The sequence below is a fragment of the Microbacterium sp. 20-116 genome (assembly GCF_041079415.1).
In the GTDB taxonomy this organism is placed as follows: Bacteria; Actinomycetota; Actinomycetes; order Actinomycetales; family Microbacteriaceae; genus Microbacterium.
The window spans coordinates 152,001-178,261 of the sequence record NZ_JBFYGP010000002.1 but is presented as its reverse complement, the minus strand read 5'-3'; the positions used below and the strand labels follow the sequence as shown (position 1 = coordinate 178,261).

The 26,261-nt window shown below is 69.7% G+C and carries 29 protein-coding genes and 1 tRNA gene; 8 read left to right on the top strand and 22 right to left on the bottom strand.

Going from position 1 to position 26,261, the window contains the following annotated elements; all coding sequences use genetic code 11:
- Positions 1-6 precede the first annotated feature (6 nt).
- Genes aztD through aztB form a run of 4 tightly spaced genes read right to left on the bottom strand, consistent with a single transcriptional unit; the run spans position 7 to position 4,243 of the window.
- On the bottom strand, positions 7-1,209 hold the full coding sequence (gene aztD / locus AB6V29_RS04895; protein ID WP_369357325.1) for a zinc metallochaperone AztD: 1,203 nt from the start codon (positions 1,207-1,209) through the stop codon (positions 7-9).
- Positions 1,210-1,241: 32 nt separating this feature from the next.
- A complete protein-coding gene (gene aztC / locus AB6V29_RS04890) occupies positions 1,242-2,141 on the bottom strand; it encodes a zinc ABC transporter substrate-binding protein AztC (RefSeq protein WP_267787996.1) in 900 nt (299 codons plus the stop codon).
- Between the two features lies 1 nt (position 2,142).
- Entirely contained in the window at positions 2,143-3,357 is a 1,215-nt protein-coding gene (locus AB6V29_RS04885) for an ABC transporter (RefSeq protein WP_369357323.1), read from the bottom strand.
- Positions 3,358-3,388: 31 nt separating this feature from the next.
- Positions 3,389-4,243: a zinc ABC transporter permease AztB gene (aztB, locus tag AB6V29_RS04880; RefSeq protein ID WP_267787998.1), complete on the bottom strand. Its 855-nt coding sequence runs from the start codon at positions 4,241-4,243 to the stop codon at positions 3,389-3,391.
- A 55-nt stretch (positions 4,244-4,298) separates the two neighbouring features.
- On the opposite strand from aztB, the gene aztA reads away from it, so the two are divergent.
- Entirely contained in the window at positions 4,299-4,949 is a 651-nt protein-coding gene (aztA, locus tag AB6V29_RS04875; protein WP_369357320.1) for a zinc ABC transporter ATP-binding protein AztA, read from the top strand.
- Here the strand turns inward: aztA and AB6V29_RS04870 are convergent.
- A complete protein-coding gene (locus AB6V29_RS04870) occupies positions 4,921-5,349 on the bottom strand; it encodes a MarR family winged helix-turn-helix transcriptional regulator (protein WP_267788001.1) in 429 nt (142 codons plus the stop codon). The two genes, aztA and AB6V29_RS04870, sit on opposite strands and share 29 nt — an antisense overlap.
- 142 nt (positions 5,350-5,491) lie before the next feature.
- On the opposite strand from AB6V29_RS04870, the gene AB6V29_RS04865 reads away from it, so the two are divergent.
- Positions 5,492-5,860: a hypothetical protein gene (locus tag AB6V29_RS04865; protein WP_210073184.1), complete on the top strand. Its 369-nt coding sequence runs from the start codon at positions 5,492-5,494 to the stop codon at positions 5,858-5,860.
- 90 nt (positions 5,861-5,950) lie between these two features.
- Positions 5,951-6,298 carry a hypothetical protein gene (locus AB6V29_RS04860; protein WP_210073182.1) on the top strand — a complete coding sequence of 116 codons (348 nt, stop codon included), beginning with the start codon at positions 5,951-5,953 and terminating at the stop codon, positions 6,296-6,298.
- Positions 6,299-6,356: 58 nt separating this feature from the next.
- Here AB6V29_RS04860 and AB6V29_RS04855 read toward each other — a convergent pair.
- The 3 genes from AB6V29_RS04855 to AB6V29_RS04845 form a co-directional block, all read right to left on the bottom strand.
- Positions 6,357-6,441: transfer RNA gene (locus tag AB6V29_RS04855), tRNA-Tyr, on the bottom strand.
- Between the two features lie 88 nt (positions 6,442-6,529).
- The gene (locus tag AB6V29_RS04850) at positions 6,530-7,411 is read right to left on the bottom strand and encodes a PfkB family carbohydrate kinase (protein ID WP_369357319.1); all 882 of its coding nucleotides are present in this window, start codon (positions 7,409-7,411) and stop codon (positions 6,530-6,532) included.
- Entirely contained in the window at positions 7,408-7,908 is a 501-nt protein-coding gene (locus AB6V29_RS04845; RefSeq protein ID WP_267788005.1) for an FBP domain-containing protein, read from the bottom strand. Before AB6V29_RS04845 ends, AB6V29_RS04850 begins: the two co-directional genes overlap by 4 nt.
- A gap of 88 nt (positions 7,909-7,996) precedes the next feature.
- Here AB6V29_RS04845 and AB6V29_RS04840 point away from each other — a divergent pair, with 88 nt between their 5' ends.
- Entirely contained in the window at positions 7,997-8,485 is a 489-nt protein-coding gene (locus tag AB6V29_RS04840; RefSeq protein ID WP_210073176.1) for a YajQ family cyclic di-GMP-binding protein, read from the top strand.
- 221 nt (positions 8,486-8,706) lie between these two features.
- On the opposite strand, the gene AB6V29_RS04835 is transcribed toward AB6V29_RS04840, so the two are convergent.
- The 4 genes from AB6V29_RS04835 to AB6V29_RS04820 form a co-directional block, all read right to left on the bottom strand.
- A complete protein-coding gene (locus tag AB6V29_RS04835) occupies positions 8,707-8,847 on the bottom strand; it encodes a hypothetical protein (RefSeq protein ID WP_210073172.1) in 141 nt (46 codons plus the stop codon).
- A 47-nt stretch (positions 8,848-8,894) separates the two neighbouring features.
- Positions 8,895-10,598: an AMP-binding protein gene (locus AB6V29_RS04830; protein ID WP_267788008.1), complete on the bottom strand. Its 1,704-nt coding sequence runs from the start codon at positions 10,596-10,598 to the stop codon at positions 8,895-8,897.
- A gap of 20 nt (positions 10,599-10,618) precedes the next feature.
- Positions 10,619-11,581 (bottom strand): alpha/beta hydrolase, encoded by a 963-nt coding sequence (locus AB6V29_RS04825; protein ID WP_369357316.1) that lies wholly within the window; start codon positions 11,579-11,581, stop codon positions 10,619-10,621.
- A 118-nt stretch (positions 11,582-11,699) separates the two neighbouring features.
- Positions 11,700-13,088: a GTP pyrophosphokinase family protein gene (locus tag AB6V29_RS04820; RefSeq protein WP_369357314.1), complete on the bottom strand. Its 1,389-nt coding sequence runs from the start codon at positions 13,086-13,088 to the stop codon at positions 11,700-11,702.
- Positions 13,089-13,349: 261 nt separating this feature from the next.
- Between AB6V29_RS04820 and AB6V29_RS04815 the strand changes: the two genes are divergently transcribed.
- Positions 13,350-13,973: a DUF6518 family protein gene (locus AB6V29_RS04815; RefSeq protein ID WP_267788013.1), complete on the top strand. Its 624-nt coding sequence runs from the start codon at positions 13,350-13,352 to the stop codon at positions 13,971-13,973.
- A 98-nt stretch (positions 13,974-14,071) separates the two neighbouring features.
- Here the strand turns inward: AB6V29_RS04815 and AB6V29_RS04810 are convergent, their stop codons facing one another.
- From AB6V29_RS04810 to AB6V29_RS04795, 4 genes are all read right to left on the bottom strand, one after another.
- Positions 14,072-15,445, bottom strand: coding sequence for an FAD-dependent oxidoreductase (locus AB6V29_RS04810; protein ID WP_210073164.1), 1,374 nt, complete (start codon positions 15,443-15,445; stop codon positions 14,072-14,074).
- A gap of 42 nt (positions 15,446-15,487) precedes the next feature.
- Positions 15,488-16,549, bottom strand: a complete 1,062-nt coding sequence (locus AB6V29_RS04805) for a polyprenyl synthetase family protein (RefSeq protein ID WP_210073162.1) — start codon at positions 16,547-16,549, stop codon at positions 15,488-15,490.
- Between the two features lie 61 nt (positions 16,550-16,610).
- Complete coding sequence (locus tag AB6V29_RS04800) at positions 16,611-17,330, bottom strand: demethylmenaquinone methyltransferase (RefSeq protein WP_267788016.1); 720 nt, start codon at positions 17,328-17,330, stop codon at positions 16,611-16,613.
- A gap of 9 nt (positions 17,331-17,339) precedes the next feature.
- A complete protein-coding gene (locus tag AB6V29_RS04795; protein ID WP_267788018.1) occupies positions 17,340-17,903 on the bottom strand; it encodes a DUF402 domain-containing protein in 564 nt (187 codons plus the stop codon).
- A 164-nt stretch (positions 17,904-18,067) separates the two neighbouring features.
- Between AB6V29_RS04795 and AB6V29_RS04790 the strand changes: the two genes are divergently transcribed.
- Positions 18,068-19,282, top strand: coding sequence for an isochorismate synthase MenF (locus AB6V29_RS04790; protein WP_210074136.1), 1,215 nt, complete (start codon positions 18,068-18,070; stop codon positions 19,280-19,282).
- Position 19,283: 1 nt separating this feature from the next.
- Here the strand turns inward: AB6V29_RS04790 and AB6V29_RS04785 are convergent, their stop codons facing one another.
- The 3 genes from AB6V29_RS04785 to AB6V29_RS04775 all read right to left on the bottom strand — a co-directional run bounded on the left by AB6V29_RS04785 (position 19,284) and on the right by AB6V29_RS04775 (position 22,391).
- Positions 19,284-20,117 carry a polyphosphate kinase 2 family protein gene (locus AB6V29_RS04785; RefSeq protein WP_369357311.1) on the bottom strand — a complete coding sequence of 278 codons (834 nt, stop codon included), beginning with the start codon at positions 20,115-20,117 and terminating at the stop codon, positions 19,284-19,286.
- 78 nt (positions 20,118-20,195) lie between these two features.
- On the bottom strand, positions 20,196-21,971 hold the full coding sequence (gene menD / locus AB6V29_RS04780) for a 2-succinyl-5-enolpyruvyl-6-hydroxy-3-cyclohexene-1-carboxylic-acid synthase (RefSeq protein ID WP_369357310.1): 1,776 nt from the start codon (positions 21,969-21,971) through the stop codon (positions 20,196-20,198).
- Positions 21,972-21,974: 3 nt separating this feature from the next.
- On the bottom strand, positions 21,975-22,391 hold the full coding sequence (locus AB6V29_RS04775; RefSeq protein ID WP_267788024.1) for a PLD nuclease N-terminal domain-containing protein: 417 nt from the start codon (positions 22,389-22,391) through the stop codon (positions 21,975-21,977).
- Positions 22,392-22,500: 109 nt separating this feature from the next.
- Between AB6V29_RS04775 and AB6V29_RS04770 the strand changes: the two genes are divergently transcribed.
- The gene (locus tag AB6V29_RS04770; RefSeq protein WP_210073150.1) at positions 22,501-22,836 is read left to right on the top strand and encodes a DUF4229 domain-containing protein; all 336 of its coding nucleotides are present in this window, start codon (positions 22,501-22,503) and stop codon (positions 22,834-22,836) included.
- 70 nt (positions 22,837-22,906) lie between these two features.
- Here AB6V29_RS04770 and AB6V29_RS04765 read toward each other — a convergent pair whose 3' ends face one another.
- Genes AB6V29_RS04765 through AB6V29_RS04755 form a run of 3 tightly spaced genes read right to left on the bottom strand, consistent with a single transcriptional unit; the run spans position 22,907 to position 25,966 of the window.
- The gene (locus AB6V29_RS04765; protein ID WP_210073148.1) at positions 22,907-23,878 is read right to left on the bottom strand and encodes a 1,4-dihydroxy-2-naphthoate polyprenyltransferase; all 972 of its coding nucleotides are present in this window, start codon (positions 23,876-23,878) and stop codon (positions 22,907-22,909) included.
- 11 nt (positions 23,879-23,889) lie between these two features.
- Positions 23,890-25,047 (bottom strand): AMP-binding protein, encoded by a 1,158-nt coding sequence (locus tag AB6V29_RS04760; RefSeq protein ID WP_369357309.1) that lies wholly within the window; start codon positions 25,045-25,047, stop codon positions 23,890-23,892.
- A 16-nt stretch (positions 25,048-25,063) separates the two neighbouring features.
- A complete protein-coding gene (locus AB6V29_RS04755) occupies positions 25,064-25,966 on the bottom strand; it encodes a 1,4-dihydroxy-2-naphthoyl-CoA synthase (protein WP_267788027.1) in 903 nt (300 codons plus the stop codon).
- Positions 25,967-26,069: 103 nt separating this feature from the next.
- Here AB6V29_RS04755 and AB6V29_RS04750 point away from each other — a divergent pair, with 103 nt between their 5' ends.
- Positions 26,070-26,249 (top strand): hypothetical protein, encoded by a 180-nt coding sequence (locus AB6V29_RS04750; RefSeq protein ID WP_210073143.1) that lies wholly within the window; start codon positions 26,070-26,072, stop codon positions 26,247-26,249.
- Positions 26,250-26,261: the final 12 nt, after the last annotated feature.

The window sequence follows — 26,261 nt, the reverse complement described above, 5'->3', positions numbered from 1 at the left end:
GGACGCTTACTTCGTGAGCGCGATCTCGTTCGGCGTGTGATCGAGGGTGACGCTCTTCACGACCGCGCCGGTGGTGAGATCGACCGCGTGCACGGCGTTCTTCGCGGGCTCGGTCACGTAGGCGATGTCACCCGAGACCTTGATCGCGGGGTGGGCGTCCTGCCACTCGACGGGCCCCTCCCACGCGTCGATCACGGGGAAGGCGTCGGTGAACGCCCCCTTCTCGAGGTCGAGCACGTGGATCGCACCGTCGGAGGCCAGGACGTATCCCAGATCCTGCGGACCGCGCGCCAGGTCGCGGAAGGTGTACTCGGCCCCTGCGGGCATGTCGATGACGGTCTGCGTCTTGGCGGCCGTGTCGACGACGGAGACGCGGTGCAGCAGGTACCCCTCGGCGTCGCGGTCGTCCTTGTAGTCGCCGAGCACGAGCGGGCTGGTCTCGCTCACGAACATGTTGCCCGAGCGTCCGTACGGCTGGTCGGGGGCCTCGATCTTGGTGATCTGACCCTCGTCGAGCACGAGAGCGCCGTTGTCGCACCCGAAGACGACGACCTCGTCCTTGGCGGTGCCTTCACCGTGCACGCCCGGGCAGGCCGCGTTCTCGGCGATGGTCGCACCCGAGGAATCCTTCACGACGATGCCCGTGCGACCGTTGGCGTTGCCCACGGTGGTCACGAACGAGCCGTCCTCGAGCACGATCGACACCCCGTGGTGCGCCTCGACGCCCGGAACCGTCTCGACCTCGGGAAGGGACTCGGTGGATGCCAGCAGCGCATCGGTGTCGAAGATCGTCGAGTCGCTCGTGCCGTCGGCGTAGAGGACCGTCTTCCCCCCGTGCGTCACCACGTGACCGGGCTTCGACGCCGGGAAGACGAGGTCGGTGAGCTCGGGCTCGGCGGCCGAGGTGCCGGCATCCAGAACCTGGAACCCCTCGCTCATGGTCACCATGATGTGCCGGCCGTCGCCGGCGGAGTTCAGGCGGGTGAACTCCTCCGACGAGAAGTCGCCGACGGTCTCGAGGGTCTGACCGTCGAGCACCAGGATGCCGCCGGGGTACGACAACGCCACACGCGTGGCCGCCTCGGCTGCGACGGTCGAATCCGGGGACGCGGACCCGGGGGCGGTGCCGCCGGCGCAGGCCGACAGGGTGACGGTGGCGCCGATCGCGAGGGCGACCAGGCCCGCGCGGGGCAGGGAGAAGCTGCGCATGGGTGTCTCTTTTCTTCGGTGGGCGGGTCTCGTCAGGGCGAGAGCCCGGTGGCGATGCGCTCCGTGTTGACGCGCATCATGGTCAGGTAGTCGGGGGCGTCGCCCGAGGCGTCGGTGAGCGACTCGGTGAACAGCTCGGTCACCTCGACGTGGCGGTCGGCCTCCTCGGCGAGTGCGCGCACGAGCCGGTCGGGAGACGAGGACTCGGCGAAGATGGTCGGCACCTTCGCTTCATCGATCGCCGCGACGAGGTCGGCGAGATCGCTCGTGCTCGGGGCGGCGAGGGTGGTCCCGCCGGGGATGACGGCCCCGATCAGGCGGAAGTCGAAGCGATCGGCGAGGTAGCCGAACACGTGGTGGTTGGTGACGAGGGCACGACGCTCGGCCGGGATCGCGGAGAAAGCCGCGGTCATGTCCGCGTCCAGCGTCTCGAGCTGCGCGCGGTAGCCGGCGGAGCGCTCGGTGACGGCGGCCCCGCCGAGGCTCTCGAGCGCGGGAGTGAGCCGGTCCACCACGGCGATCATCTGCGCGGGGTCGGTCCAGAAGTGCGGGTCGTCGGCCCCGTCTGCGTCGGCGGAGGTGTACGGCAGCACACGGACGGCGTCGCCCGCGACGATGGTGCGCACCCCGTCGGCGGACGCGGCGTCGAGGTGCTGTTGCAGCCCCTCCTCGAGACCGAGTCCGTTGGCGACCAGCAGGTCGGCGGAACGCATGCGCGCGGCCTCGGCGGCGGAGATCTCGAACGAATGCGGGTCGGCGCCCGGGCGCATGAGGGTCAGGACCTCGACGTCGTCGCCCGCCAGCTTCGACACGACGTCGCCGAGGATGTTCGTGGTCACCACGACCAGAGGTCGATCGGATGCCGCGGAACCGGCGCATCCGGTGAGGCACAGGAGAGCAGCCGCGGCGAGGGCGGCGAGGGTGCGGCGCATGTCAGCGTCCCGTCTCTGCGAAGAAGAGCGGCGTGCGCTCGGGGGCGAACTCGCGCGCCACCCGCGCATCGTCGGCGAAGTCGAGCTCCCACATGCGGTTCTCGGCCGGCCCGTTGAGGTACGCACGCTGCTGGTCGGCGATCAGGGTCACGGGCAGTCCGGCGGCGAGGCTCTCCGAGACCAGAGGGGCGGATGCCGCGCGCACCGCGCCGGTGTCACCGTCGAGCACGAGCACCCGACCGCCCGCGGTCAGGGCGAGGACGTTCGCGTTCTTGTCGTCGACCGCCGTGACCTGCACGAGCGGCTCGGGGGCGGGAAGCAGCGTCCACGCGCGCTCGCGGGTGTCGAGGATCCAGATTCCGGCGTCACCCGCGAGAGCGGCGACGCTCGGTCGACCCTCCCGGTTGTGGAAGCCCGTGGCGCGGGGCGCGGTGGTCCCGGGCGGATACGGAACGACCTCGGCGACCGGCTGCTCGCCGTCGACGCTCACCAGCACGGCGCCGTCCCGGCAGCCGATCACCGCTCCGACGCGTGTCGTGATGGTGCCCGCGGGTTCGACGCACGGGGTCGTCACCCCGATCGCGGTTCCGTCTGCCGCGTGCAGCGACACCTCGCCCGCGGAGGCGATCGCCGCGAACGACCCGGCGGGGACCACGAGACCTGCGCCCGGCTCCGTGGTGACGCGGAACTTCTCGGCTACTTCGCCCTTCGACAGCGCCTCGGTGTCGAGCAGGACCGCCTCGCCGGAGTCGGGGAAGAACACCCCCGTGCCGCCCGTCGTCGATGAGTTGGAGGTCGCCACCGTGGCCACGCCCTCGCCCGCGACCTCGCCGATCACCCGTGCGGGTGCTCGGTAGTAGTGGAAGTGGTCGACGTGGTCCCACGTCCACACTCCGCTGTCGACGATCGAGACGCCGTCGGCAGCGGCAGAGAAGAGGTAGCGACCGTCGGAATGCACCGCCGCGGGCGCGCGGACGGTTCCGAGGTCGGCCGTCGACTCGTCGAGGAGGTCGAGGTGCGAGACCCGACCGTCGGCGTCGATCGAGGTGAGCCCGAGCGCGGGCTCGGCCAGCTCTGCGGCGCCGTCGATCTGGCCGTGAGCGTCGCTCTCGGCAGTCGCTGTCGGGGCGGACGGCGCGGACGGCGCGGCACAGCCCGCCAGGGCCAGGAGCAGGAGCGCGCCGAGGGGCGCGAGAGATCGAGTGGGATGAAGCATGGGGTCTTTTCCGGTGGAGCGGGAAGGGAAGTCAGGCGGGTACGGCGATCGTCGTGGGAAAGCGACGACGGGCCTGGTCCGTGGCGAGTCGCAGCAGCCACGAGACGCCGGCGGCGGCGATCGCGGTGGCGGCGATCGTCGCTCCGGCGGCCGTCGCGGCGTGCCACGAAACGAGGAGCCCGACCGCGACGGCGGCCGCGCCGATACCGGCCGCGAGCACCATGGTCGAGGGGATGCGTTCGGTCCACTGCCTCGCCGCCACGGCGGGAGCGACGAGCAGCCCCACCACCAGCAGCGAGCCGACGGCCTGGTACGAAGCCACCACGGCGAGTGTCACTAGACCCACCAGTACCGTCTGCGCCAGACGCGGGCCGAGTCCGAGCACCCGCGCGACGCGCTCGTCGATCGCGAGGGCGACGAGCGAGCGGTGCGTCAGGGTCGCGGCAGCGATCCCGACGACGACCGCGATGGCCAGGACGACGAGATCGGCGCTCGTGATGGCGAGGATGTCACCGAACAGGATGGCCGTGGCATCGGTCGCGAAGCTTCCCGCGTGCGAGATCACGATCACGCCGAGTGCGAGCATGCCGACGAACAACAGGCCGATGCTCGTGTCGTACGAGAGCTTCGCACGCCGCTGCACGGCACCGATGCCGAGGCTCATCACCACGGCGCTGGCGGCCGCCCCGATGAGCACGGGCACGCCGAGCACGGTGGCCAGGGCCACACCGGGGAGCATGCCGTGCGCGAGCGCCTCGCCGAGGAACGCCATGCCCCGGACGATCACCCAGGTGCCGGCCACCGCGCAGAGCACCGCGACGAGCACGCCGCCCAGGAGGGCACGCTGCACGAACTCGAGCGAGAAGGGATCGGTGAGCCAGGACACGGTGTTCGACCGTAGCGTTAAGTGAGAACGGTTATCAAACTCGTATGATGGAGATATGACGACTCCCGCCCTGCGTGCCCGCGGTCTGCGCGTCGAGTTCCCCGGGACGGTCGCCCTCGACGACGTCGACCTCGACCTCCCCCGCGCGGCCCTCACCGTGATCGTCGGGCCCAACGGTGCGGGCAAGTCGACGCTGCTCGAAGTTCTCGCGGGCGCCCGCATACCGGCATCCGGGGCTATCGAGTTCGGCGATCAGTCACGCGCCTTCGTCCCCCAGCGAGCAGCCGTGGGAGAACACCTCCCCCTCACCGTTCGCGATGTCGTGACCGTGGGGGCGTGGGGTCGCATCGGCCCCCTCCGCCGCCTGACGCGCGAGGATCGGAAAGTGGTCGACCTCTCGATGCGGCGACTCGACATCGCGCACCTGGGTCGGCATCCGTTCTCATCCCTGTCCGGAGGACAGCGTCAGCGCGCCCTGTTGGCACAAGGCCTCGCCCGACAGGCCGAGATCCTGCTGCTCGACGAACCGACCACCGGGCTCGACACGGCGAGCGCGGAGCTCAACCGCGCGGCGATCGAGGAAGAGATCCGCCGCGGCGCGACGGCAGTGTGCGTCAGCCACGACGAACGGCTGATTGCGGAGGCGGACCAGGTGGTCCACCTCGAGGCCGGTCGCCTCAGACCCGCGTACGAACCCGCTCCGTGATGCGGCGGAGTAGAGCCGCGGCAGCCTCGGCAGCCTCGCGCGGTTCCGACAGAACGGCCGCCTCGACCTCGCTCGAGAACCGGCGGAGACCATTCCACGGCTCGACCTCGAGGTCGATCTCGAGATAAATGTGGTTGACGCGCCGATCGTCGGCGTCGAGCTCACGGCGCAGCAGACCTCGGCCGATGAGCCGGTCGACGAGGGTGGTCACCCCGGCAGGAGTCACCCCCAGCCGAGAGCGGAGGTGGGAGGGGCGGATGCCGGGCTCGTCGCAGATGCAGCAGAGAGCCGCAGCCTCCAGCTCGCTCACACCGAGGTCGGCGCGTGCCTGCGCGGCCATCTCGTCACGCGCTTCGACGTACTCGTCGAGCGCCATGGTCAACGCGGAGGACTGAGTCATTCCACCACCTCCTCCTTCATGGCCCGGCCGGCCACAACTCCACCATAGTGAACATCCTGAATATTTTGCAGAATTAATTAAGTTTGTGAAATACGTGCTACCTTAATGATCAGCCCGTCGACCCCGAGCGAAGGAGATCGCCATGGCCACGTTGTTCTACGGATCCGACAAGGACCCGATCGTTCTGCCCGATCGCCTGATGGGTTACATCAAGGTGATCACCTCGACCAAGCTCCGCCGCGGTGAATCGTTCACCCTGACGTGGACCGGCACCCCCGAAGAAGCCGGCCGCTCCACGATCTGGCTCCAGCCCTCCATTCCCCTGCGGTTCGTCTTCGATGCCGTCGAGCCCGAGCAGCTCGTGGGCGAATACCTCCGGTCCCTCGCCGACCAGGCGAACGCCGCCTCGGGTCTCGTGATTGACACCCACACGTGGGAGGCCGCCGAGCAGGCGACCCACGCACCTGTCCGCGCGGCACGTCCCGCCGGTCGCCCCGTCCGCGCCGCCTGATACCACCTCGAGGCCCGTCGGTCGACTTCTCTCATCACCCCGCATAATGTGGGGGCGCGCCATATTCGTGCGAATGAATCGGAGAGGCCCATGCCGGTACGAACTTTGCTCGACAAGTCCCTCCTCGAGGCGTGGCTGACCGAGTTCCGCGCGCTCGGCTATCTCACCGGCAGCGATATCCGCGTCCTCGATCAGGAGGACGAGACCGACCCGGACTCCGGACTCATCGTTGTCGACCTCACCGAGGCGAAGACCATCACGTACTTGCAGCCCATCACCGGCGGGGACGGCAGTTGGAAGGCGACCATGGAGGCGCGCGACGCCACCATCGAGCTCGGCGCCGTCGCCCTGGTCAACCTCGGCAACGAGGTGAACGTGCTCGGCGCGCTCGTGAGCTTCCTCGAGGCGAAATCGAAAGCGCTCCTCGCAGCAGGCTGAGCCCGCAACGCTGGGGAACAAGAAAAGGGCACCCGATCCGGGTGCCCTTTTCTGATGGTGGTGGCGAGTGAGGGATTCGAACCCCCGAATGCAATGCAGTCTGATTTACAGTCAGATCCCTTTGGCCGCTTGGGTAACTCGCCAGGTGCGCACCCGTCCGGCTTTCTCAGTCGACCGGAGGCGCGATAGACCACTCTACTATCCCGCGAGGGATGCTCGAAACCATCCCGCTCACTCGGGCGTGCGCAGCAGGGCGCCTTCGTGCCGGCAAGTCGCGGCGGCGACGTCCATGGCGCGCGAGAGCACGGCATCCCACTCCTGAGCATCCGCGGGCAGTCGGTCGCGCACGAGGGCGGCGGTGGTGGCGAGCACCGCGTCTCCCCCGCCCATCGTGTCGACGATGCGCCCGGGAAGATCCGCGATCGGATGCGACACCGAGGTGCCGGCCGCATCGATCGCCGCGCCACCCGCGCCATAGGTGGCCAGCACCGCGCCGACGCCCAGGTCGACCAGCCGTGCGCGCAGGTCGTCGAGGGGCCCACCGTACAGCAGTTGCGCGTCGTCCTCGCCGACCTTCACGAGAAGGGCTCCGGATGCCGCCCGCTCGAAGCCGCGGACGAACTCGGCGCGGTCCCGCAACATGCCGCTGCGCGGGTTGGGGTCGATCGCGAGGGGCGTCGAGAGCGACGCCGTCGCCTCCACCAGCAGGGAGGTCTGCTCGGGGTCGTCGAAGGGGAAGCAGCTCACGACGACCATCGGGGCGGCCGCGATCGCGGCGCGCTCGGCCTCTCCGTACGCCACACGTCGGTTCTGTGCCGCCTCGTTGAAGACGTACTCGGGCTCGCCACCCGGCGAGCGCGTGCTCACGGCGCGCGAAGACCCGTGCTTCGCGGGGCTCGCGAGCAGCTCGACGTCGTGCTCGTGCAGGAAGGCGCGGATTTGCTCCCCCGCCGCATCGTCGCCGACCATGGCGATGAGCGAAGCCGGTACCCCCAGCCGCGACAGTCCCACCGCCACGTTGAGTCCCGCTCCGCCGACGAACTCGCGCACACCGGTCTCGTCGCGGATCTCATCGATCAACGCGTCGCCGATGACGACGACCCGCCCGGTCACCGCGAGACCTCGGCGGTGTCGAGCACGCGGCTGACGAAGTCCTCGGTGCGGCGCTTGGTGCCGTCGATCTTGCGGTCGACGCTCGCGCGGATCTCGCTCGGCGCCAGGGGGGCGGCCAGGCGCACGGTCTCGTGGCACGACATGTCGGCGCAGATGTAGGTACCGACGGTGTCGCCGTGCTCACCCGCTTCACCGGCCTTGCGCGCCGTGAACAGCGACACCTGGTCGCCGGGCTGCATCGTGTGGCAGAGGTTGCACATCGCCGAGCGCGCCCGGGACTGGCCCTCGGCCGCGCGCAGCACGATCGCGGCGGGTTCTCCGTCGGTTTCGGTGAGGACGTAGCCCCGCCCGCGCGTGCGCGGATCGCGCCAGGCCAGGAAGTCGAGGTGATCCCAGTCCGTCAGCACGAAGTCGAGCGGAAGCGCCACGACTCGCAACTCTTCGGCGGTGGCGTTGACGAACGCCCCCCGCACCTCTTGTTCCGTGAGTGCTCGCATGGCATCCGAGTCTACGAGCGCCTCTACCCGCATGGGGCGGACGATGTCGAGGGGGTGTCGACGCGGGGGCCGCGAATAGAATCAATCCATGGCTGATTCTTCGTTCGACATCGTCTCCAAGATCGACCGGCAGGAAGCCGACAACGCGCTCAATCAGGCGCATAAAGAGGTGGAGCAGCGGTACGACTTCAAGGGCACCGATGCCTCCATCGCCTGGAGCGGCGAGTCGATCGTCATCAAGGCGAACTCCGAGGAGCGCGCCAACGCCGTGCTCGACGTCTTCCAGACCAAGCTCATCAAGCGCGGCATCTCGCTCAAGAGCCTCGAGACCGGCGAGCCCGTGCAAAGCGGCAAGGAGTACCGCATCACCTCCACGCTCAAGGAGGGCATCTCGCAAGAGAACGCGAAGAAGGTCAACAAGATCATCCGCGACGAGGGCCCCAAGGGCGTCAAGTCGCAGATCCAGGGCGATGAGCTGCGCGTGCAGTCGAAGTCGCGCGATGACCTGCAGGAAGTCCAGCGCCTCCTGAAGGCCGCCGATCTCGACGTCGACCTGCAGTTCACGAACTACCGGTAAGCCCCGAGTCGGAGCGAGGCCGTGGTCACGCGATGAGCGTTCCCGACGGGTACCCGCGTTGTCCGACCTGCGGCGACGTGTTGCGGTTCGAGGTCCTCGACGACGAGCGCTTTCTCGTGGCGTGGTCGTGCGTGACCTGCGGCCTCATTCGCACGACGGAACCGGTCTGAACGACCCTGTTCCTCGATGGAGTAGCCGAAAGATCGGCCACCCCGAGTCGATCAGCCCTCGATGCCGTTGATCATCTGCGTGATCTCGCGCTCGGTCTCCCGACCGATGTTTCGCTCCTCCATGTGAGAAGGCATGTCGCTGTCGTCGTCGACGGAAGGGTTTTCGAACGGCTGCTTCTGATCCTTTTCCATACTTCGATGCTCACACGCCGACGCGACCGCGGCGAGGGGGTTGCGCGTCAGCGGTCGCCCCGCAGGGCGGCATCCGTCCACTCTTCGTGCGCGACCTCGCCGCGGGCGACGGCCTCCTCGCGCTGGCGGAGTTCGACGCGGCGGATCTTGCCCGAGATCGTCTTCGGCAGCTCGAAGAACTCGACACGGCGCACACGCTGGAACGGCGCGAGCCGCTCGCGCGCGAAGCGGAGGATGTCGAGCGCGACCTCTTCGCCCGCCTCGTGGCCCGCGGCCAGCACGATGTAGGCCTTCGGCACGGCGAGCCGCAGCTCGTCGGGGGCGGGCACGACGGCGGCCTCCATCACTGCGGGGTGCTCGATGAGCACGCTCTCCAGCTCGAACGGGCTGATCTTGTAGTCGGACGCCTTGAACACGTCGTCGGTGCGCCCGATGTACGTGATGCTGCCGGTCTCGTCACGTCTCGCGACATCGCCGGTGTGGAACAGACCGTCGGCGAAAGCCTCGGCGTTGCGCTCGGGATCGCCCACGTAGCCGGTCATGAGGTTGACGGGCCGTTCGGCGAGATCGATGCAGATCTCGCCCTCGTCGCCGCGCTCGCCCGTGACCGGGTCGACGAGCACCACGGGGCAGCCGGGCAGCGGGCGACCCATCGAACCGGGCACGAGCTGGGCGTTCGGCGTGTTCGCCACCACGGCGGTCATCTCGGTCTGGCCGTAGCCATCACGGATATCGAGGCCCCATGCGCGCTGCACCGAGGCGATGACCTCGGGGTTGAGCGGCTCGCCCGCTGACACGACCTCGCGAAGCGCGCCGCGGCGCCCGGTGAGATCGGCCTGGATGAGCATGCGCCACACGGTCGGCGGCGCGCAGAAGGTCGTGACGCGGTCGTTCTCGAGCTCCGAGAGCAGCCGCTCGGCCGAGAAGCGCGAGTAGTTCAGGGCGAGCACGGTCGCCCCCGCGATCCACGGCGCGAAGAACAGGCTCCACGCGTGCTTGGCCCACCCGGGCGAGCTGATCGCGAGGTGCACGTCGCCGGGCTGCAGCCCGAGCCAGTACATCGTGCTGAGGTGGCCGACCGGGTACGACGAATGCGTGTGCTCGACGAGCTTGGGCTTCGAGGTGGTGCCCGAGGTGAAGTAGAGCAGCAGGCGGTCGTCTGCGGTGGTCCCCGGATGCCGGGCCGGCTCGGCATCCGTCTGAAAGGCGTCGTCGTACGTCGCCCAGCCGGCGTATTCGCCGCCCACGACGATACGGCCGAGTCCCTCGGGCAGGTCGTGGAACTTGTCGGCATCGGCTGCGCCGACGACGACGTGACGGATCTCGGCGCGCGCGATGCGGTCGGTGAGATCGACCCGCCCGAGGGCCGTGGTGGTCGGGGCGATGACCCCGCCGATCTTCATGATCGCGAGCATCGCCTCCCAGAGCTCGACGCGGTTGTCGAGCATCAGCAGCACCGACTCGCCGCGACGGACGCCGCGGGATGCCAACCATGCCGCGACCTGGTCGGAACGGCGCGCCAGCTCGTCGAACGTGCGCTGGTGGTGGGTGCCGTCGTCGTCGACGACGATGAGTGCGGGCGCGTCGTTTCCGCGCGCCATCGGGTCGAACCAGTCGATCGCCCAGTTGAACGCGCCCTCGAACGTCGGCCAGCGGAAGGACGCCGCCTGCTCGGGGGCGGTCCGCGCGGCGAGGAGTTCGTCTCGCGCGGCCCGGTAGCGCTCGGTGGCGGACGCGTCGGTGGGGATCATGGTGCTCCTTCGATCGCGTTCTACGCTATCCGTCCCACCCAGGATCCGAGCGCGTCGAAGGCCGCGGCGCGCGCGGCCGGCGCCGACAGGAAAACGTCGTGCACCGCCCCTTCGATGCGCGAAATGGTGACGGTGCGGGCGATGCGGGTGGCGGCGCGCGCGATGTCGTCGACCACGAGCACCGAGTCCGTCTCGCGCATCGCGTCGCTCCACCCGAGCGTCACCGTCGATCGGGCCGACAGCAGCACCAGCGTCGGGCACCCCACATCGACCCCGGATGCCACCCGCGCATGACCCGCGATGATCGCGGCGAGCCAGCCGGGATGGGTCGGGAATCCCTGGGCCGGGCGCCACCCCTCGGGACCGTCGGGGAGGGTGCCCAGCTCGCGCTGGGCGCGCGTGTAGAAGCCGAGGTCGACGACCGGATGCGTGCCGAGCGGGTCGAAGCGAGCGCGCGCGTTCACGATCGGCGCGAGCGCCTGGCGTCCGAGCGGGCCGAGCTGCAGCTCGAGCCACGGGCTGTTGAGCACGAGGGCATCGGCGACACCCGGATGCCGCGCCGCCCAGAGGGTCAGCGTGAGCCCCCCGGTGCTGTGCCCGAGCAGCAGGAGGAGCCGCCCCGCGCTCTTGGTGCCCATGGCATCCAGGGCTGCCTCGATGTCGGCGTCGTACACGTCGAGCGCCGCAACGTAGCCCGGGGTCTGACCGGGTCGCAGACTACGGCCGTACTTGCGCAGGTCCAGGGCGCAGAAGCGGGCACCGCGGTCGGTGAAGAACCGCGCGAGATCGGCCTGGAAGAAGTAGTCCGACCACCCGTGCACGTACAGCACGTCGGTCTCACGCAATTCGCCGAACAGACGGGCACCGGGGTGGGGACGCGAGCGCACGAGGGTAGCGACGACCTCGCCCTCGGTATCGCTGCCGAGCGGCAGGGTCTGCTGTTCGAACCCGTCCCCGAGGACATCCGGATGCCGCTCCCCCATCGCGCCAGCCTACGACCGCCGCATCCGAGCCTGGTTGTGAAAACGGGCACGTCCTCATGCACCTGCAATGGCACATCCTGAAATGCGCCACCCATGGCGCGGGGAGGTCGGCGGACTACTACGCAGCAGCTACCGTTTCCCCGTCTCTTTGCACTCGAAGGTCGAAGCCGTCCACGAGAGCGAGGAGGTTCCTCATCAATTCCTCAGACCCGTCGCGGTTCAGGTTGGTCGAAACCCAGATGACCTCCCCCGGGCGTATCGCAACCGCCTTGCCCCGCGCCCCTCTCGGCAAGTCATCAAAACGACTGACAGCGTCGAGCTCGACGACGGTCTCGACGCCCTTCTCACGAGCGACGAGAGCTGCAAGTTCCCGCACGACTCCGGTCGCCGTCAGAGGCCTGTGGGGGAGGTCGTCTGGACGATCAGCCCCCTCGATGAAGTAAACCTTGTACCGACTCTTGCCCCTTAAGCGGTCGAAACGCCATTCCAGTTGCTGCGAGCGCGATTGATTCAGTCCCAGCGATCCGGTGTCGTGAATGTACCTCTCCCCATACCGGGCGAGCAGTTCGTCATCGAGACGACGAATGGAAGTGACCGGCGTCGTAATATCCATGAGGTCGAGAATCTGCTCGCTATCCACCGGCTCGAGGGCGGCCTTAAGCGCACCAACCGTCGTGATTCCACAAGCCGCGACGAGCCTCAGTCCGAACTCGAGACCGTTCTCGCTTGGATCGCGGTCGTCTGGGAAGCGGGCGGAGAGGAACGATCGAAGGGAAGCGGCCGCGATAGCGGCGTCGTCGCCTTCGTCAACGTTCGCCGATTCTGCGTCCGTTTGCGCGAGAGGAATCGACGACTCGTCGATGGATGGCCGCGCGAGCATGCGATCGATTGCGACGAAGACCTCGTCCAGCGCCCGCCGCGCATCGGACGCTGCTCCGAAGAGCTGATCAATCGTCTCCTGGTCCTGAGTGTCGATAGACCCGTACTGGGCACCCTTGTATCGACGCGCATGCTCGAACTCCGCCCAGGCATGCCCCGCGACCGTTCGGATCTGTATTTCGATACCGCCGAGTTCGTCGAAGAACTGCGACAACTGACCACCTGAGACCAGCCAGTCGGTCTCGAGGGTGGGACGTTGCCCCGCAACAACGATGTGTTGGCAGTCATATCCGCGCAAACGGATGGACTTATCGTCACCAGGGTTGCGATCTTCGCCGTCGATCACGACGAAGCGCTCGCGCACGAGATCTGCCGCCCGTTCTCGGTCAGTGTTGGAGTAAGTAATGATCCGGACCGCGACGATGTCAGTCATCTCCCGCGTTGGCGATGCATAGCGCTTCGATGCTTGCTTGCGCTGCGCCGACGCGATCGACTTCACTCGCGCCGTCACGTCGTGCGGCCGAATCCCCGCCTCCTGCAACAATCGAGCTACATACGCCTGCATCTCGGCCGCTGCACCGGGGATCCAGTCCCACGTCGTGTAATCGATCGATACATCTTTCGTCATGCCTTCGCCCCCCAAGAGCACCTTCTGCCCACACGCTACAGGCACTGCCCGTCGCGACGGAGTCGCCCACCTTAGGACTGAAACCCAAATATGGTCGTACGCCGAGACCACACCGGCTGTGTTCCGGTCACGAGCGGGCAAGAGCCTGCAGCCCGAGCGGATAGGAGGTTCAACCTACGACCGCCGCATCCATCGGGAGTATGACCTCAACGCCATCTCACGACGGACGCGCCCGGGCGCGCCGCTGCCTACCGTGAGAACGTGCACCCCCGATCGTGGTTTCTTCCCGCTCTCGCCGTCGCCGCGGCATCCCTCGTTCTCGGCGGTCTGACGAGCTTCGGCCAGAGCGTCCTGCCCGAATCGCTGGTCTCGTTCGCGAACTCCGCCGGTGGATGGACGATTCTCACGTTCGGCCTGGTGTGGCTGGCGCGAGTCCGGCTCCCCGTGGCCGCGGCTCTCGGACTCGTATCGTTCGTGCTGCTCATCGAGGGTTATCGCATCGTCTCCGGCTGGCGGGGTTTCTTCTACGCCGAGCCGTTCCACGACACGTTCACCCTCATCGGCATCGTCGCCGGTCCCGTGGTCGGACTCTCCGCAGCTCTCGTACGCTCGGGACCCGTGCCGTGGAAACCTGTCGCGGCGGCTCCTGTGGCGGCCGTGCTGATCGGAGAGGGCGTCTACGGCCTGACCGTCGTGGCCGGCTCGACGAGCCCGGCGTACTGGGTCGTGCAGATCGTGCTGGGCACCGCGTTGCTCGCGGGCACGATCGTCGGCGCCCGCCCCCGCATCATGCCGAGCGCGATCGGCGCCGTCTCTTCCCTCGCGGGCGCCGCGGTGTTCATCGCCTTCTACCTGTGGCTGGGCCAGCTCGGTTCGGCGCGGTGAGAACTCAGCGGACACGCTCTCGAAGAGCCGGGGCGCATCGGCAGCCGCCCCACGAAGAACCGCCCCGGTAAGCACCGGGGCGGTTCTTCATGGGCGTGTTACTCGCCGCGCGAGATCGCGATCATCTCGTCGCGCGGGACGACCTTGATGCGCGCGCGCTCGTGCGGGGCACCGAGGGCGACCTCGTGCTCGTCGAGGCGGTGCCAGCCGTCGAGGTCGGTCCAGCGCACGCCGCGCTCCTCGAGCAGGGCGGGGATCGCCTCTTCTTCGGGGTGCGCGGGCTGCCACCACTCACCGGCGTCGTTGATGACGTGGCGCACCGTCTCCATGGCATCCGACTTGGTGTGCCCGATGAGGCCGACGGGGCCGCGCTTGATCCAGCCCGTGGCGTAGACGCCGGGCAGGCGCGAGTTCGAGTCGGCGGCGAGCACCTGGCCCTCGTGGTTGGGGATGACACCGTGCTTCTCGTCGAAGGGAACGCCCTTCAGCGGTGAGCCGAAGTAGCCGACGGCGCGGTACAGGGCCTGGATCGGCACCTCGCGGATCTCGCCGGTTCCGACGACACCGCCCTCGGCGTCGGGCCGGGTGCGCTCGTACCGGAACGCGGCGACCCGACCCGCGGCATCCTTGACGACCTCGACGGGCTTCGCCCAGAAGTGCAGGTGCAGGCGACGCGATGCTTCTCCGCCGGAGTTGTTCACGCCCGGGCGGGTGCGCCACTGCTGCAGCACACGGTCGATGACCTTGACCTGCTTGTTGGTCTGGATCGCGGCCAGGGACGCCTCGTCGTAGTCGAAGTCCTCGTCGTAGACGACCATGTCGACATCGCGCAGCTCGCCCAGTTCGCGCAGTTCGAGAGGGGTGAACTTCACCTGCGCGGGACCGCGGCGGCCGAAGACGTGCACGTCGGTGACGGGCGAGGCCTTGAGCCCCTGGTAGACGTTGTCGGGTACCTCGGTGGGCAGCAGGTCGTCGGCGTGCTTGGCCAGCATGCGGGTCACGTCGAGAGCGACGTTCCCGTTGCCGATGACGGCGACCGACTCCGCCTCGAGGGGCCACTCGCGCGGCACGTCGGGGTGGCCGTCGAACCAGCTGACGAAGTCGGCGGCGCCGTACGAGCCGTCGGCGTCGATGCCGGGGATGTCGAGGTCGGCGTCGCGGATCGCGCCGGTCGAGAAGATGACGGCGTTGTAGTGCTGCTTGAGGTCGTCGAGGGTGATGTCCTCGCCGAAGCGCACGTTGCCGAAGATGCGGATGTCACCGCGGTCGAGAACCTCGCGCAGCGCGGTGACGACGCCCTTGATGCGCGGGTGGTCGGGGGCGACGCCGTAGCGGACGAGGCCGTAGGGCGCGGGCAGTTGCTCAAACAGGTCGATCGACACGTCGAACTGACGCTCGGACTTCAGCAGGATGTCGGCGGCGTAGATGCCGGCGGGACCGGCTCCGACGATGGCGAGGCGCAGCTTCGTCATGGGTTCCTCTCGATCGCGATCGGGGGGTGGGGCGGAAAGGGGTCAGGCCGAGCGATCGGCCACGGCGCGGGCGAAGCGCGTCAGCGCTTCGCGCACGGCACCGTCGGGAAGCGGCGCGAGGGCGTCGATCGCCTCTTGCGACCACTGGTGCGCGAGGCGCAGGGTCTCGTGCGTGGTGTCGTGCTCGCGGAGCTCGGCAAGCGCGCCGTCGAGCACCGACGGGTCGGCTCCGGCGGCGATGCGTTGCTGGCCCTCGTCGATACGCGCACGAAGATCGGCGGATGCCGCGTCGGAACGGTGCCCGAGCAGCAGGTACGGCATGGTCGGCACGCCCGCGCGCAGGTCGGTTCCGGGGACCTTGCCCGTCTCGGAGGGATCGGGCGACAGGTCGATCACGTCGTCGAGCAGCTGGAAGGCCACACCGGCCTTCTCACCGAAGACGACCATGGGCTCTTCGAACTCTTTCGGCGCGCCGGAGTAGATGACGCCCGACTGCGCGGCGGCAGCGATCAGCGACCCCGTCTTGTCGGCGAGCACCTGGAGGTAGAAATCGACGGGCTCGTCGCCCTCTTGCGGCCCCACGGTCTCGTGCATCTGCCCGAGGACGAGGCGCTCGAAGGTGTCGGCCTGCAGCTGGATCGCTCGCTCGCCGCGGCGGGCCATGAGCTGGCTGGCGCGGGCGAAGAGAAGGTCGCCGGTGAGGATGGCGATGTTGTTTCCCCACACCGTCTGCGCACTGGGCACACCGCGACGCTTGTCGGCGCCGTCCATGACGTCGTCGTGGTAGAGCGAACCGAGGTGGGTCAGCTCGAGGGCCGTGGCCACCTCGACGACCTCCTTGGTCGTGCCCTGACCGAGCTGCGCGGTGAGGATCGCGAGCATGGGGCGCACACGCTTGCCCCCGGCCTCGTAGAGGTAACGGGCGGTGACGTCGGCGAGCTTGTCGGCGCTGCGCACCTCGCCCTCGAGCTCGGTCTCGACACGCGCGAGTCCCGCCTCGACGGTGGAGAGGAGGGTACGCGAACGCAGGCCGGCGAAGATGCGGTCACTCAGGCCCAGCTTGCCCGACAGGCGGGTGCCGGCCGCGGGCGGTCTCGGGGTCACGGTTTCAGCCTATCCTGGCGCGCCGCAGGCCCGCCGACGGTATCTCGACGGTTGACAGGGGTTACGAAGCCGGACGGATGCCGCGATGCAGCGCGACGATGCCGAAGGTGAGGTTGCGGTAGGCCACGTCGTCCCACCCGGCGTCTCTCATCCATCCGGCCAACGTCGGCTGATCGGGCCAGTCGCGGATCGACTCGTTGAGGTAGTCGTAGGCCTCGGCGTTCGAGCTCACCGCCTTCGCGACGATCGGCAGGACCCGGTCGTTGTAGAAGCGGTACAAGCCGTTGAAGGCGCGGGACGGCGGGTGCGAGAACTCGCACACCACGATGCGACCGCCGGGGCGCGTGACGCGCCGCAACTCGCGCAGCGCTCGACGCGGGTCGATGACGTTGCGCAGGCCGAACGACATCGTCACGGCGTCGAACTCGCCGTCGGCGAAGGGCAGGTCGGTGGCGTCGGCCTGCACGAACTCGAGGTTCGGCACGTCTCCGTGACGGCGACGGCCCTCCTCGATCATGCCGCGCGAGAAGTCGGCGGCGACGACGTGCGCCCCGCTCGGCACGAATGCCATCGACGAGGTGCCGGTGCCGGCCGCGAGGTCGAGGATGCGCTCCCCGCGCTGCGGGGCGACCGCGCGCAAGGTTGCGACGCGCCAGAAGCGGTCGTTGCCGAGGCTCAGCACGGAGTTGGTGCGGTCGTATGCGGCCGCGACCTGGTCGAACATGCCACTGACACGCTGCGGGTCTTTGCCGAGGTCGGCGCGGTTGGGGTCGCTGCTCACCCGTCGATTCTAGGCGCGCGGGCTCGAGGGGTCTTCGGGGGTTGCCATGGCGGCGAGACGTTCGAGCCAGGGGCCGGTCACGTCGTCCGAGAATGGGGCCTCGCGCGCGAGCACACGGCGTTCGAGGTCGAGGGCGGTCGCCTCCAGGTGCGCGACGATCTGCGCGGGATAGCCGTACTGCACGCGATGCTCGTCCCACTCGTCGCGGTCGTCGATCCAGGTGCCCCGGTCGTCGGTGCGGCGGACGACGTCGAGATCCATGTCGATGCCGCGGGGCACGCCGTCGTCGTGCCACCGTACGTCCCACCCGAGGTCGATGTAGACGGCCACCGGGTGCGGGTCGGCGTTGTGCGTGAAGGCCCAGTCGCCCGTTGCGGGAACCAGCGTCACATTGGGTTGACGGCAGACGAACTCGGCTCCGGGGCGGGCACTGCGCCACCCCACCTGCTGGCCGAACCACTCGCCCCACTGGTCGGAACCGAGGTACACGCTGTCCTGGACCCAGTGCGGTGAGCCGTCCCACTTGCGCCACTCGAACATCAGGCGGGTGCCGGGGGCGGGTCGAGGATCCATGCTCGGAGTCTAAAACGCGCTCGGGCGCCGGCGTCTCGCTCGACGCCGAAGCATCGCGGTGCCGCGTCCGTCCCGCCGGACGCGGGTCTACGCTGAAACACGTGCTGGAACCCGCGGAAGACGTCGTGCCGCGCCTGCGCGTGATCACGCGCGAGCTGCCCCCCATGGACGATGTCCTGGCCTACACCACCCCCTACGACCCCTTGTTCTGGAGTCGTCGCGGCGAGTCCCTCGCCGCCTTCGGCGACCTGCTCACCCTGCGCTACACCGGGGAGCAGCCCGGCGATGCCACCGTCTCGGAGCGCTGGCGCGCGATCGCGGCCGCGGCGGAGGTCGACGACCCCGTGCAGCTTCCCGGAACCGGTCTCGTGGCCTTCGGGTCGTTCGTGTTCGATCCGCAGTCCGAGCGCGAGAACGTCCTGCGCGTCCCCGGCATGATCGTCGGCCGTCACAGCGGGCGTGCCTGGGTGACCCGCCTCGCTTTCGACGACACCCCCGACGAGCCCGAACCCGAGCTCCCACCCCGCTCCCCCTTCGGTCCGCACTGGTCCGCGACTCTCGGCCCGGGCCTGCAGACGGCGGAGGGATATCAGGATGCCGTCCGCCAGGGAATCGAGGCGATCGGTCGCCGCGAGGTGGGCAAGGTCGTCCTGGCGCGCGACATCACCGGAACCGTTCCCGCCGGCTCCGACCTGCGACGCCTCGTCCGCTCCCTCCTCGAGGGGTACCCGGACTGCTGGGTCTTCGCCGTCGACGGCCTGATCGGCGCGAGCCCCGAGACCCTCGTCACCGTCTCAGGCGGAACCGTCACCGCTCGCGTCCTCGCCGGCACCGTGGCGCGCGGCGGCGACGCCGACGCCGATGTCGCGGCATCCGTCGCTCTCGCCCGGAGCACGAAGGACCAGGACGAACACCGGTTCGCCGTGCAGAGCGTCTTGAAAGCCCTCGCTCCCCATACCTCGGCCCTGGCCGCCGCCGACGAGCCCTTCACTCTCAAACTCCCGAACGTCTGGCACCTCGCCACCGATGTCGAGGGCGAGCTGAGCGAGGATGCTTCGTCCCTCGACCTGCTCTCGGTCCTGCACCCGACGGCCGCGGTCGCGGGTACGCCCACCGCCGCGGCCATGGACGTCATCCGTCGCCTCGAGCCCTTCGACCGCGGCCGCTACGCCGGCGCGGTCGGCTGGACCGCCGCCTCGGGCGACGGCGAGTGGGCGATCGCTCTGCGATGCGCGCAGATCGATCGCGCCGCCCCCTCGTCGCCCACCGCGCCGATCACCGCCTACGCCGGAGCGGGCATCGTCGCCGACAGCGTGCCGGAGTCGGAGCTGCTCGAGACGCGCGTGAAGTTCCGCCCGATCGTGGAGGCACTGGCCTGACTCAGGAGTTCGCGAGCCGCTGCTTCTCGACCTCGACGTCATAGTCTGCCGCGGGCCACTGCGGGTCGATGTCTTCGAGGGCGTCGATCAGCAACTGCTGAACGGCGAGGCGGGCGTACCACTTGCGGTCCGCAGGAACGACGTGCCAGGGAGCGATCGGCGTCGACGTGCGTTCGATCGCGACCTGGTACGCATCCATGTAGGCGTCCCAGAGCTTTCGCTCATCGACGTCGGACGGGTTGTACTTCCAGTGCTTGTCGGGGCGCGCGAGCCGTTCGCCGAGGCGCTCGCGCTGCTCGTCCTTCGAGATGTGGAGCATGACCTTGACCACGCGGATGCCCATCTCGGCCGCCTGCGCTTCGAACGACACGATGGCGCCGTAGCGGCGCTCGATCTCCTCGGGCGGGGCGAGTTCGCGCACCCGTCCGATCAGCACGTCCTCGTAGTGGGATCGGTCGAAGACGCCGAGGCGACCGGCATCCGGCAACCGCTTCTCGATGCGCCAGAGGAAGTCGTGCTCGAGCTCTTCGGCGGTGGGCTTCTTGAACGAGGCGAGCTCCACGCCCTGCGGGTCGACCGCTCCGACGACGTGCCGCACGATCCCGCCCTTGCCGGCGGTGTCCATCGCCTGCAGCACGAGCAGCACCGAACCCGTGGCGGTTCCCGCGACGCTCTGCGCGAAGAGACGCTCCTGCAGTCCCTCGAGCGGTGCGCGGCCCGCCTCGAGGTCGGCTCGGCCGTCGTTCTTGTCGCCGTCGTAGCCGGGCGTCGAGCGGGGGTCGATGGCGACGAGGCGGAACCCGGGCTCCACCCGCAGGGCGTCGGCGGCGGGCATGGACCAGCGATTCTTCGAGCTCATAGGCTCATGCTGCCGCGGCATCCGGGATCATCGCCACCCGTTGACGGCCCGGATTCAGCGCGGGAGGGGGACCTCGATCAGCTGCCGGCCGCCGGTAGGGGCGGTCAGCACCTGGTCGAGTGCGACGCGCGTGGTGCAGCGGTGGTACTCCCACCCGAAGGCGAGGGCGAGCTGCTCGAGCCGGGCCGTGTGCGGCGTGTACTGCACGCGCGCCATCGCGTCGTCGCCCGCGACCGTCGCCACCTCGAGACCGTCGAAGATCGTGCCGCCACCGTCGTTCCCGACGACGACCTGCAGGCGCGGTTCGGTCTCGCCGGGGGGCAGCATCAGCGCGCCCACGTCGTGCAGGAAGGCGAGGTCGCCGAGCAGCAGACGCGTCACACCGGGGCGCTCCTCGACCTGGCTGGCCAGAGCGACACCGGTGGCCGTCGCGATCGTCCCGTCGATGCCCGCGAGCCCCCGGTTGGAGTGCACGGCGACCTTCTTGCCGCCGAGCACCTCGTCAGCGACACGCACGATGCGCGACGAACCGAAGACGAGACGGTCGTGCGGCCAGGTCGCCCGCCAGAGGGCGTCGACCAGGGCGGGGCGATCGAGGGGCGCGCGCATGACCTCGACCTCGGCGTTGATCGCCCCGAGCCGCTCGTGCGGTACGGCGGAGGCGAGTCCGTCGGCGTCGGGGGCGGGCGGCGAGAGGTCGACGGTGCGGGCGCGAGAGGCGCGCATCCACTCCCCCAACCACGCGCGGTCGTTCTCGCCCGATCCGACGCGCACGGCGTCGACGGCCTGCGTCGTGCCGTTGAGGTTGACCGGTTCACCGGGTCCGCGCACCGCGAGCACCTCGACGTCGCCGCGCATGAGCAAACGGGTCACTTCGCGGCTGAGCGTGGGGCGCCCGAACACGACGACGCGTTCGACACGCCCGCCCAGCGCGGGGTCGTCCACGAGCGCTCGGTAGCCGTGCACGATCTGTCGCCCGAAACGCGAACCGCTGACGATCTCGGCGATGAGGGGGAAGCCCCCGTCGTGGGCCACCTGCTCCGCGGCGGCGCCCGCATCGGCGCCCGCGACCACGACCGTTCGCGGCCCGGGCTCGATCACGTACGCCGCCTCGACCTCGGGCGCCACATCGGCCTCGCCGATGCCTCCGCCGCCCTGGTACAGGGCTCCGGATCCGTCGGCGTCATCCTCGGCGGGGTGAGCACCGGATGCCGCCCGCTCGGCCAACCACGACGGAGCCGCGCCCGCGAGCGGCTCGCGGAACGGCACGTTCAGGTGCACGGGGCCGGCTGCTCGAGCGCCCTCCCCGAGAGCCGCGGCGAGCGCGGAAGCAGCCACGGCGTCGAGCTCGGCCGTCTGCTCCGAGGTCGCGTCGCCGTCGATTACCGCGGGGACCGCGAGGTCGGCTTCGAGGCGGACGGCGGAGCGGAACAGACCCGGCTGTCGAGTGGTCTGATTCGCACCCACGCCGCGGAGCTCGGGCGGTCGATCGGCGGTCAGTAGAAGCAGGGGCACCCCGGCGTGATGCGCCTCGAGAGCGGCCGGGACGAGGTTGGCCACGGCGGTGCCGGAGGTGCAGACCACGACCGCCGGCATCCCGGTCTCTCGTCCGATGCCGAGGGCGGTGAAGCCCGCGACGCGCTCGTCGATGCGCACGTGCAGGTGCACGAGTCCCTGGCGCTCGAGCTCGGCGGCGACCAGCGCCAGGGCCTGGGAGCGGGATCCGGGGCTCACGACGAGGTGTCGGACGCCGCGCGAGACCAGCCCGGCGAGAAGGGCGGCGGCCGCGTCGGTGGCCGGCGCGGCCGCGCGCCGGGTGTCGAGGGGCATGGTTCAGCCGACGGCGCCGCGCTGGTCGCGGGTGTCGTCGTCGCCCTTGCCGGGGGTGTCACCGGGGTCGGTCGCCTTCTTCGGCGGCTGCGGGTCGTCGGCCTCGGAATCGAGCTGTGACAGCTCTTCTTCGAGACGGCGGATCCGCTCGTCCTGCTCGGCGCGTGCCGACGCGGTCATGCGCCCCAGGAACTCGGGGTCGTCGTCGGGGGCGCGTCGCACGACCGTCTGGGTCGCGCGGCCTCGGCCGATCGCGAACCACAGGATGCCGCCGAGCACCGGAAGGAGGATGACGATCGCCAACCACGCGGGCTTGCTGACGCCGCGGTGACGAGCAGGGCTCTGCACGGCGCAATCCACGATCGTGTAGACCCAGAAGACGGTCGCCACGAGCGCCAGGATGAGAAGCAACCGTGCCATGACCCGATTCTACGTGCGCCGGCTGGGCAGCGGCCCGGAGCCGGCACGCGATCTTCCGCCGTCGAACGACCCGGGATGGGCGCCGAGGCGTCCGCCGTAGAATGAGGACATGCGTGCTCGTTCGGCCCTCGTCTACACGGTGCTGCGATTGCTCGCCTTCCTCGTGCCCCTCGGCATCCTGCTGCTGTTCCCGGTGTTCCAGGAGCTGCCGTGGCTCGCCGCGATCTTCGCCGCTCTGATCGGGTTGAGCCTGTCGACGCTGTTCCTGCGTCGTCCGCTCGACCAGGTCACCGGCGGTCTCGCCGAGCGACGCGCCCAGCGCACCGCGACCGGTCGCCGGACCGGCGCTCAGACCGACGCCGACGCCGAAGATGCGGTGGTCGATGCCACGCGCACCGACGTCGCCGAGGATCCGAGCGCGGCGGGCGAGGCTCCGCGCGGCTGATCGCCCCTCGAGGGTTTCGGTAGCCCGGTTCTCGCGCCGATGCCCGACGGCCGCTCCGCGCGAGGCGTCGTCAGACCGCGAACGCTGCGAACAGGATCGCGCCGTAGGCCACCGACGTGAAGCTCGTCACCTGGAGCGCCGTGATGAGCTCGCGCGGGACACGGTAGGTCCACACGATGAGGATCGCCGCGAGACCGCCGAGCAGGGGGATCCCCTCCAACCACGCCAGCGGGTACACCTGCGCCAGGAACGCAGCGATGCCGAAGGGCACCAGCACGAAGACCGTGAACAGCACCTGGGTCGCCCGCCGCCCGATGAGCACCGAGAGCGTGCGCTTTGCGGCGAGGCGGTCCTGGTCGATGTCGCGCAGATTGTTGGCCAGCAGCACGGCGCACGCGAGCAGACCCGCCGAGACCGCGCCGAACCACGCCTCCTGCGGCAGCGACAGCACCTGCAACCACGTCGTACCGAGGGTGGCGACGAGGCCGAAGAAGACGAAGACGAAGATCTCGCCCATCGCGTTGTAGCCGTACGGGCGTTTGCCGCCGGTGTAGAACCACGCGGCGACGATGCAGACGGCGCCCACCAGGAGAAGCCACCACTGCCCCGTCCGAATCACCAGGGCGAGCCCGATCACCGCGGCGAGCGCGAAGAACGACAGTGCGACGATCAGCACGGTCCGCGGCTTCGCCTTCTTCCCGCCGGTCAGGCGGCCCGGCCCGACGCGCACGTCGTCGGTGCCGCGAATGCCGTCCGAGTAGTCGTTCGCGTAGTTCACGCCGATCTGCAAGGCGAAGGCGACGGCCAGACAGGCGAGCGCGATGACCCAGTGCAGGTCGTCGTCGACGAGCGTGGCCGCTCCGGTACCGATCAGCACCGGGGTGATGGCGAGGGGCAGCGTGCGCAGGCGCGCCGCGGCGATCCAGTCGCGCGCGGTCGCCGGGGCGACGGCCTGCGGAGCACCCGTCTTCGCCTTCTGCGGGTTGCCGCCGGGACGACGTTTCTTGGCGGTGTTCGGACGCTTGCGAGACTGTGCTGCCACGAGGGGTCAGTCTAATCCCGCGGGTTCGGCGCGCCTTCGCCGACGAAGCGCCGCAGAGTCGCGCGGTCGGGCTTACCGGAGCGCAGCGTCGGGAGCTCGTCGACCGCGACGACGCGGGCCGGCCGCGCGGGCGCTCCGACGGCCACGCCGACGACCTCGCGGATCGTGGCGAGCAGGTCGTGTTCGCGGCCCGGCGCGATCCCGGGCACCACCACGGCGGACCCCTGCCCCCATGTCGCATCCGGGATCGGCACGACGACGGCGGATTCCAGTCCCGCGATGCCGCGCACGGCGGCTTCGACCCGGTCCAGCGAGACGTTGACGCCCCCCGAGACGATGACGTTGTCGAGACGACCGGTCACCTGCAGGACGCCGTGCACGATCTCGCCCCCGTCGCCCGTGCGGTACCAGCGGGTGCCGTCGACTCGGGCGAACACGGATGCCGTGCGCTCGGGATCGCCGAGGTACCCCTCGGCGAGAGTCGGTCCCGAAAGGCGTACCTCTCCGTCGACGATCGCCACGTCGACGCCGTCGAGGGGCACCCCGTCGTAGACGCACCCACCGCTGGTCTCGCTCGAGCCGTAGGTGCGCACGATGCGCGCCCCCACGGCCTCGGCACGCTCGCGTACCGAGGGGGCGAGTGCCTGCCCCCCGATGAGGATCGCCTCGAACGAACGCAGCGCCTGGGCGACGGTGGCGTCGTGCTCGGCGGCATCCAGGAGTCTCTGCAATTGCGCCGGAACCAGCGAGGTATAGCTGGGGACGCGGGCTCCGTCGAGGTGCGAGGCCATGCCGAGGGCCGCGGCGGCGAAGGGCTCCGGGCGGAAAGGACCGGCGACGACCGCGGGCTCGCGATCGGCGAGGAGCGCCCGCACGATCACCTGGACGCCCGCGACGTAGCTCGCCGGGACCGCGAGCAGCCACGCGCCCTCCCCGATGCGGGCAGCCGTGGCGTACGCGCTGGAGATGAGGGCGTTGCGGCCGATCACGACCGACTTCGGCACGCCCGTCGAGCCCGAGGTCGTCACGACCGCGGCGGTACCCGGCGGGACCTCGCCGGGCAGGACCGCGCCGCCGAGGGCGACGGCCGGCCCGGCACCGAGGACGGCCGCGCGCAACGCCCGCAGCACGTCGCGCGGGTCGTCGGATGCCGGCGGGTCGAGCCTCACGCGCGGGTCCCGGCGATCAGTAGTGCCACGGCACGTCGGACCAGTCGGGGTCTCGCTTCTCGAGGAAGGAGTCGCGGCCCTCGGCGGCTTCGTCGGTGCCGTAGGCGAGACGCGTGGCCTCGCCCGCGAAGAGCTGCTGGCCGACCAGGCCGTCGTCGACGGCGTTGAACGCATACTTGAGCATGCGGATCGCGGTGGGCGACTTCGTCAGGATGGTCCGCGCCATCGACAGGGCTTCGCGCTCGAGATCCGCGTGGGGCACGACGCGGTTGACCGCGCCCATCTCGTAGGCGCGCTCGGCCGAGTACTCCTCGGCGAGGAAGAAGATCTCCCGAGCGAACTTCTGCCCGATCTGGCGCGCAAAGTACGCGGAGCCGTAGCCCGCGTCGAACGAGCCGACATCGGCATCCGTCTGCTTGAAACGGCCGTGCTCGGCGCTCGCGATCGAGAGGTCGCAGACCACGTTGAGCGAGTGCCCGCCTCCGGCGGCCCAGCCCGGAACCACGGCGATGACGACCTTCGGCATGAAACGGATGAGGCGCTGCACCTCGAGGATGTGCAGGCGTCCGGCGCGACCGGGATCGTGCACGGTGGTCTCGTCGGTCGAATACTTGTAGCCGTCGCGGCCGCGGATGCGCTGGTCGCCGCCGGAGCAGAACGCCCACCCGCCGTCCTTCGGGCTCGGACCGTTGCCGGTGAGCAGGACGACGCCGATGCGGTGGTCCTGGCGAGCGATGTCGAGGGCGCGGTACAGCTCGTCGACGGTGTGCGGCCGGAAGGCGTTGCGCACCTCGGGCCGGTCGAATGCGATGCGCGCGACGCGCCCATCGTGCGTCACGTGGGCGGTGATGTCGGTGTAGTCCGCGGCGCCGGGCGCCAGGGTCCATTCCGCGGGATCGAAGAGCTCGGAGACGGTCACCCGATCAGCCTACGCGCGGGGGCCGGGGCGGGCGGAGACGCCGAGAAGCTGGATTCTCGCCGGCATCACCCGTAGCCTGAACGACCCGACGATCGGAGTCATCATGGCGAAGAAGGTGTCGATACTGGGCCGCATCCGCGAGTACTTCCTCGGAGCGCCCGCACACGAGCAGTCCGAGGACGCGCGGCGGTCGCTGAACCACCAGAGCGAGACTGCGTACTACCAGGGCGAGGCCGCGAAGAACTGGACGGGGACGTCCGGGGGCGCGCAATTCAAGCCGTGACCGCGACGGCGC

Bases quoted from the DNA above. Each gene is read 5' to 3' on its own strand.
- AB6V29_RS04870 (WP_267788001.1), bottom strand. From the start codon at position 5,349: ATGACTCAGTCCTCCGCGTTGACCATGGCGCTCGACGAGTACGTCGAA.
- AB6V29_RS04825 (WP_369357316.1), bottom strand. From the start codon at position 11,581: ATGGGGGAGCGGCATCCGGATGTCCTCGGGGACGGGTTCGAACAGCAG.
- AB6V29_RS04810 (WP_210073164.1), bottom strand. From the start codon at position 15,445: ATGACGAAGCTGCGCCTCGCCATCGTCGGAGCCGGTCCCGCCGGCATC.
- AB6V29_RS04790 (WP_210074136.1), top strand. From the start codon at position 18,068: ATGGACGATGTCCTGGCCTACACCACCCCCTACGACCCCTTGTTCTGG.
- AB6V29_RS04775 (WP_267788024.1), bottom strand. From the start codon at position 22,391: ATGGCACGGTTGCTTCTCATCCTGGCGCTCGTGGCGACCGTCTTCTGG.
- AB6V29_RS04785 (WP_369357311.1), bottom strand. From the start codon at position 20,117: ATGCCCGCCGCCGACGCCCTGCGGGTGGAGCCCGGGTTCCGCCTCGTC.
- AB6V29_RS04860 (WP_210073182.1), top strand. From the start codon at position 5,951: ATGCCGGTACGAACTTTGCTCGACAAGTCCCTCCTCGAGGCGTGGCTG.
- AB6V29_RS04750 (WP_210073143.1), top strand. From the start codon at position 26,070: ATGGCGAAGAAGGTGTCGATACTGGGCCGCATCCGCGAGTACTTCCTC.
- AB6V29_RS04865 (WP_210073184.1), top strand. From the start codon at position 5,492: ATGGCCACGTTGTTCTACGGATCCGACAAGGACCCGATCGTTCTGCCC.
- aztD (WP_369357325.1), bottom strand. From the start codon at position 1,209: ATGCGCAGCTTCTCCCTGCCCCGCGCGGGCCTGGTCGCCCTCGCGATC.
- AB6V29_RS04795 (WP_267788018.1), bottom strand. From the start codon at position 17,903: ATGGATCCTCGACCCGCCCCCGGCACCCGCCTGATGTTCGAGTGGCGC.
- aztC (WP_267787996.1), bottom strand. From the start codon at position 2,141: ATGCGCCGCACCCTCGCCGCCCTCGCCGCGGCTGCTCTCCTGTGCCTC.
- AB6V29_RS04820 (WP_369357314.1), bottom strand. From the start codon at position 13,088: ATGACGAAAGATGTATCGATCGATTACACGACGTGGGACTGGATCCCC.
- AB6V29_RS04885 (WP_369357323.1), bottom strand. From the start codon at position 3,357: ATGCTTCATCCCACTCGATCTCTCGCGCCCCTCGGCGCGCTCCTGCTC.
- AB6V29_RS04840 (WP_210073176.1), top strand. From the start codon at position 7,997: ATGGCTGATTCTTCGTTCGACATCGTCTCCAAGATCGACCGGCAGGAA.
- aztA (WP_369357320.1), top strand. From the start codon at position 4,299: ATGACGACTCCCGCCCTGCGTGCCCGCGGTCTGCGCGTCGAGTTCCCC.
- AB6V29_RS04835 (WP_210073172.1), bottom strand. From the start codon at position 8,847: ATGGAAAAGGATCAGAAGCAGCCGTTCGAAAACCCTTCCGTCGACGAC.
- AB6V29_RS04830 (WP_267788008.1), bottom strand. From the start codon at position 10,598: ATGATCCCCACCGACGCGTCCGCCACCGAGCGCTACCGGGCCGCGCGA.
- menD (WP_369357310.1), bottom strand. From the start codon at position 21,971: ATGCCCCTCGACACCCGGCGCGCGGCCGCGCCGGCCACCGACGCGGCC.
- AB6V29_RS04770 (WP_210073150.1), top strand. From the start codon at position 22,501: ATGCGTGCTCGTTCGGCCCTCGTCTACACGGTGCTGCGATTGCTCGCC.
- AB6V29_RS04845 (WP_267788005.1), bottom strand. From the start codon at position 7,908: ATGCGAGCACTCACGGAACAAGAGGTGCGGGGGGCGTTCGTCAACGCC.